This window comes from Actinoplanes sp. ATCC 53533 (genome assembly GCF_003947245.1).
Window position 1 is genome coordinate 1 of record NZ_QHHV01000281.1, and the last position, 6,365, is coordinate 6,365.

Sequence of the window (6,365 nt, forward strand, 5' to 3'; positions counted from 1 at the left end):
TGCTGCCGTTCTTCATCGCGGTGCTGCTCAACGAGTTCCGCCACTTCAGCGGCTTCTTCCGGGTGCTGGTCTATCTGCCCGTGATGCTGCCGCCGATCGTGGCGGTGCTGCTCTGGCGCTATTTCTACGACCCGGGCAACGGGCTGTTCAACTCGCTGCTGCGCAGCGCCGGGCTCCCGGAGTCACAGTGGACCCAGTCGTCGAGCACGGCGATGATCTCGCTGGTCCTGGTCTCGACCTGGGCCAACCTCGGCGGCGCCACGCTGATGTACCTGGCCGCGCTGCAGGGCATCCAGGGCGAGCTTTACGAGGCCGCTGAGCTCGACGGCGCGAGCGTCTGGCAGCGGCTGCGGCACGTCACGCTGCCGCAGATGCGTTTCATCATGCTGGTCCTGCTGCTGCTGCAGATCATCGCGACGATGCAGGTCTTCATCGAGCCGTTCGCGCTGACCGGCACGTCCAACCCCGACACGATCACGGTGCTGGTGCTCGTCTACCGCTACGCCTTCACGGTCAACCAGGATTTCGGCCTCGCGGCCGCGATGAGCATGCTGCTCTTCGTGGTGCTGGGCGCCTTCTCCGCGCTCTACCTGCGGCTGACCCGGACAGCGGACTGAGGGAGATCACGATGACACTGACCGCCCCGCCGCGGACCCCGACCGGCGCGCCCCCGACGCCGGTCCCGCCGAGCCGCAAGCGCCGGGCGGCCGGCTCCGGCCCGGCCACCAGGACCCTGATCTCCGATGTGGACCTACGGCGCCACCGCGGGCTGTACTTCACCGTGCTGGGCCTGACGATCACCGTCTTCGTCCTGGTCTTCCTGGTCCCGCTGTACTGGATGTTCGCCAGCGCGGTGAAGTCGCCGGCCGAGTACGCCCTGAGCACCCCGACCTTCATCCCGCACTCCTGGCACCCGGAGAACTATCCGACGGCGTGGAGCAATATGCGGATCGCCAGATACTTCACCAACACGGTGCTGTACGCGACCGGCGGCTGGCTGATCGCGCTGGTCTTCGACGTCGGCGTCGCGTACGCGCTGAGCAAGCTCAAGCCGGCCTTCGGCAAGATCCTGCTCGGCGCGGTGCTGGCCAGCCTGATGCTGCCGGCCTCGGCGCTGCTGGTGCCGGCCTACCTGACCGTGGTCGACGTGCCGCTGGTGCACGTCAACCTGCTGAACACGCCGTGGGCGCTGTGGTTGCCGGCCGCCGCCAACGCGTTCAACGTCTACGTGCTCAAGCGCTTCTTCGACCAGATCCCCGACGACCTGCTCGACGCCGCGTCGATCGACGGCGCCGGCAAGCTGCGCCAGCTCTGGTCGATCATGTTGCCGCTGTCCCGGCCGGTCCTCGGCGTGGTCTCGATCTTCATCATCATCGCGCTGTGGAAGGACTTCCTCTGGCCGCTGCTGGTGCTGCCGGACCCGGAGGCGCAGACGCTGAGCGTGGCGCTGAGCCGGCTCGCCAACACCAGCCAGGTGCCGCCGACCGAGTTCATGGCCGGCCTGGCCATCGCGAGCGTACCCATGATCGTCGTCTTCCTGATCTTCCAGCGCAGCATCATCGGCGGACTCTCCGCGGGCTCGATGAAGGGCTGACACCAACCGGTCCGGACGGGCGGTCAGCGTCGACCGCCGGGACCCGTGCGCCCGAACTCGCATCGAGACACGACAGAAAGCAGGTCATCGTGGCTATTTCCGACCAGGATCCCTGGTGGCGAGACGCCGTCATCTACCAGGTGTACCCGCGCAGCTTCGCCGACAGCGACGGCGACGGCATCGGGGACATCGACGGGATCCGCGCTCGCCTGGGCCACCTGTCGGACCTCGGCGTCGACGCGATCTGGATGAGCCCGTGGTACCCGTCCCCGATGGCCGACGCCGGCTACGACGTGGCGGACTTCCGCGACATCGACCCCGCCTTCGGGACCCTGGCCGGCGCCGAGGCGCTGATCACCGAAGCGCACACCGCCGGCATCCGGATGATCATCGACATCGTCCCGAACCACGTCTCCAGCGAGCACGTGTGGTTCAAGAAGGCGCTGGCCGACCCGGACGCCCCCGAGCGCGAGCTGTTCTGGTTCCGTCGGGGGCGGGGGCCGGACGGCGACGAGATGCCCACCGACTGGGCCGGCGAGTTCGACGGCACCACCTGGACCCGCACCACCAACCCGGACGGCACCCCCGGCGACTGGTACCTGCACCTGTTCACCCCGGAGCAGCCGGACCTGAACTGGGACCACCCGGCGGTGCGCGCGGAGTTCGAGGACATCCTGCGGTTCTGGTTCGACCGCGGCGTCGACGGCATCCGGATCGACTCGGCCGCGCTGCTCTTCAAGGACCGCGACCTGCCGGCCGTGGTCGACGGGCAGCGGCACCCGTTCCACGACCTCGACGAGGTGCACGACGTCTACCGCGCCTGGCGCCGGGTCGCGGACAGCTACCCGAACCGGGCGCTGATCGGCGAGGTGTGGATGCCGGAGGTCGACCGGTTCGCCAACTACCTGCGCCCCGACGAACTGCACGCGGCGTTCAACTTCGACTTCCTGGTGTGCGCCTGGGACCCGCGGCTGATGCGCGAGTGCATCGACCGCACCCTGCACGCGCACGCGGCGATCGGCGCCCCGGCCACCTGGGTGCTGTCCAACCACGACGTCACCCGGCACGTCACCCGGTACGGCCGCGCCGAGACCACCTTCAGCTTCGCCAACAACCTCGACGGCGCCCCCGTCGACCTCGAGCTCGGCACCCGCCGGGCCCGCGCCGCAGCCCTGCTCTCCCTCTCCCTGCCCGGTGCGACCTACGTCTACCAGGGCGAGGAACTCGGCCTCTGGGAGAACGAGAACATCCCGGTCGAGAAGCTGCAGGACCCGATGTACGGCCGCCGCGGGCACAGCCGCGACGGCTGCCGGGTGCCGTTGCCGTGGAGCGGTGACGAGCCCCCGTTCGGCTTCTCCACCGTCGCGGGCTGGCTGCCCCAGCCGCCGGAGTGGAAGGACCGGACGGTCCAGGCCCAGACCGGCGACCCCAGCTCGATGCTGGAGCTCTACCGCGCCGCGATCGGCCGGCGTCGCGCCGAGCCCGGACTGCACGGCGCCGCCATGACCTGGCTGCCCGCCGCCCCGGGGGTGCTCGCCTACACCCGGGGACCGGGCTTCGCCTGCGTCCTGAACATGTCCGACGTCGCGGTCCCGCTGCCGGACCACGACCTGTGCCTGCTCACCAGCAGCCCCCTCGACGGCACCCTCCTCCCCCGTGACACCGCCGTCTGGCTGCGCCTGCGTACCGAAGGCTGATCCCCCACCGAAGAAGGGCGCCCCCATGTCCAGACTCAGCAGAAAGCTCCTCGCCGCCGCCGTCGTCACCGCGATGATCCAGATCGTCTCCCCCGCCGCTCCCGCGGCCGCCGCCGGCCCGAACCTGGCCGCCGGCAAGACCTTCACCGCCAGCAGCGTCAACGACGGGTACGGCGCCGGCAACGCGGGCGACGGCAACGCGAACACGTACTGGGAGAGCCAGAACAACTCCTTCCCGCAGTGGCTGCAGGTCGACCTGGGCGCGGCCGTCAGCGTCAACCAGGCCGTCCTCAAGCTGCCGCCGGCCACCGCCTGGCAGACCCGCACCCAGACGCTGTCGGTGCAGGGCAGCAGCACCGGCTCAGCCTTCGCCGACCTCAAGGCCTCCGCCGGCTACACGTTTAACCCGTCCTCGGGCAACACCGTGACGATCGAACTCGGCGCGGCCACCACCCGCTATCTGCGGCTGAGCATCACCGGCAACACCGGCTGGCCGGCCGGCCAGATCTCCGAGCTCGAGGTGTACGGCCCGACCGGGCCGGTGCCCGATGGCACCAACGTGGCCGTGGGCAAGCCGATCGAGGCGTCCTCGACCGTCTTCACGTTCGTGGCCACCAACGCGAACGACGATGACACCGCCACCTACTGGGAGGGCAGCGCCTACCCGGCGAACCTGACCGTCAAGCTGGGCGCCAACGCCACCACGCAGTCCGTCGTGGTCAAGCTCAACCCCGCCGGCGTCTGGGGCACCCGCCAGCAGACCTTCGCGATCCAGGGCCGGGAGCAGAATGCGTCCGCGTTCACCACGCTGGTCGGCTCGGCGACGTACACCTTCAACCCGGCCACCGGCAATACGGTGACCGTGCCGGTGAGCGCGACCGCCGCGGACGTCCGCCTCAGCTTCACCGCCAACACCGGCGCGCCCAGCGGCCAGGTCGCGGAGTTCCAGGTCATCGGCAGCCCGGCGCCGAACCCGGACCTGACGGTCACGGCCCTGTCGTTCTCGCCGGCCACGCCGGTCGAGACCGACGCGGTGACCCTGTCGGGCACCGTGCGCAACGCCGGCAACGCGGCCGCCCCGGCCAGCGACGTCAACTTCTACCTGGGTACGGCGAAGGTCGGCACCGCCACCGTCGGCGCCCTCGCGGCCGGGGCCTCCGCCACGGTCACCGCGAACATCGGCGCCCGCAACGCCGGCACCCACGTGCTCAGCGCCAAGGCCGACGAGGCGAACACGGTCGTCGAACAGAACGACGCGAACAACTCGTACACCAGTCCCACCAACCTGGTGGTCACCCCGGTCAGCAGCTCGGACCTGGTCGCCTCCGTGGTGAGCTGGTCGCCGGGCAACCCGTCCGCGGGCCAGCCGGTCACCTTCTCGGTCACCATCAAGAACGAGGGCACCCAGGCCTCAGCCGCGGGCGCGCACGGGGTCACGGTCACGGTGCTGTCCGACTCGGGCGCCACGATCAGGACGCTGACCGGCTCTTACTCGGGCACCCTGGCGGCCGGCGCGTCCGCGCCGGCGATCAGCCTGGGCACCTGGGCCGCGGTCAACGGCAGGTACACCGTGCGCACGGTGCTCGCCGACGACGGCAACGAGCTGCCGGTCAAGCGGGCCAACAACACCAGCGAGAAGCCGTTCTTCGTCGGTCGCGGCGCGAACATGCCGTACGACATGTACGAGGCCGAGGACGGCCAGACCGGCGGCGGAGCTGCCCTCGTGGGTCCGAATCGGACCGTGGGCGACCTCGCGGGCGAGGCTTCCGGCCGCCGGGCGGTGACGCTGAACTCGACCGGCTCCTACGTCCAGTGGACCACCCGGGCCAGCACCAACACGCTGGTCGCCCGGTTCTCCATCCCGGACAACACCACCAGCTCGATCAACGTCTACGTCAACGGCGCCCTGCACAAGACGCTGCCGCTGACCTCGAAGTACGCGTGGCTCTACGGTGACGAGAAGGCGCCGCAGAACTCGGGCACCGGCCCGCGCCACATCTACGACGAGGCGAACATCATGCTCACCGGCACGGTGGCCGCGGGCAGCGTGATCAAGCTGCAGAAGGACGCCGGCAACGGCGGCACCATCGCGATCGACTTCATCAACACCGAGCAGGTCGCGCCGGTCGCCAACCCGAACCCGGCCACCTACGTGGTGCCGGCGGGCTTCGACCAGCAGTCGGTGCAGGCGGCGCTCGACGCGGCCCGGCAGGACAGCGGCAAGGTCGGCGTCTACCTGCCGGCGGGTGACTACTCGACCGCCAGCAAGTTCCAGGTGTACGGCAAGGCGCTCCAGGTCGTCGGCGCCGGCCCCTGGTACACCCGGTTCTTCACGCCGCAGAACCAGTCGGAGACGGACGCCGGCTTCCGGGCCGACGCCACCGCCAACGGCAGCACGTTCAAGAACTTCGCGTTCTTCGGCAACTACACGATCCGCATCGACGGCCCGGGTAAGGTCTTCGACCTGGCCAACGTCTCGAACATCACCATCGACAACATCTGGGCCGAGCACACGGTCTGCCTCTACTGGGGCGCGAACACCGACCACATGACGATCAAGAACTCCCGGATCCGCAACCTGTTCGCCGACGGGGTCAACATGACCAACGGCAGCACCGACAACCTGGTCGACAACAACGACGCCCGGGCCACCGGCGACGACAGCTTCGCACTGTTCTCCGCGATCGACGCGGGCGGCTCCGACGAGATCAACAACGTCTACTCGAACCTGTCCAGCACGCTGACCTGGCGGGCCGCGGGCATCGCGGTCTACGGCGGATACGCCAACACCTTCAAGAACATCTACATCGCGGACACCCTGGTCTACTCGGGCATCACCATCAGCTCCCTAGACTTCGGCTACCCGATGAACGGCTTCGGCGCCAACCCGCCGACGGTGTTCGACAACATCTCGATCGTCCGGGCGGGCGGCCACTTCTGGGGCGACCAGGTCTTCCCGGCGATCTGGGTCTTCTCCGCGTCGAAGGTCTTCCAGGGCATCCGGGTCAGCAACGTCGACATCGTCGACCCGACCTACTCGGGCATCATGTTCCAGACCAACTACGTGGGCGGCC

4 protein-coding genes are annotated in these 6,365 nt (G+C 69.3%); all 4 read left to right on the top strand.

Annotated features, from left to right (window positions below):
- On the top strand, nt 1-617 hold a 617-nt coding region (locus DMB66_RS53405), incomplete at its 5' end, for a carbohydrate ABC transporter permease (protein ID WP_148112877.1).
- 11 nt (nt 618-628) lie between these two features.
- Nucleotides 629-1,594: a carbohydrate ABC transporter permease gene (locus DMB66_RS53410; protein WP_125811728.1), complete on the top strand. Its 966-nt coding sequence runs from the start codon at nt 629-631 to the stop codon at nt 1,592-1,594.
- 95 nt (nt 1,595-1,689) lie between these two features.
- Nucleotides 1,690-3,291 carry a glycoside hydrolase family 13 protein gene (locus DMB66_RS53415; RefSeq protein WP_125811729.1) on the top strand — a complete coding sequence of 534 codons (1,602 nt, stop codon included), beginning with the start codon at nt 1,690-1,692 and terminating at the stop codon, nt 3,289-3,291.
- A 73-nt stretch (nt 3,292-3,364) separates the two neighbouring features.
- Nucleotides 3,365-6,365 (top strand): discoidin domain-containing protein (locus DMB66_RS53420; RefSeq protein WP_125811730.1); only part of this gene is annotated, 3,001 nt, incomplete at its 3' end.

Coding starts and splice junctions, on each gene's coding strand:
- DMB66_RS53410 (WP_125811728.1), top strand. CDS start 629: ATGACACTGACCGCCCCGCCGCGGACCCCGACCGGCGCGCCCCCGACG.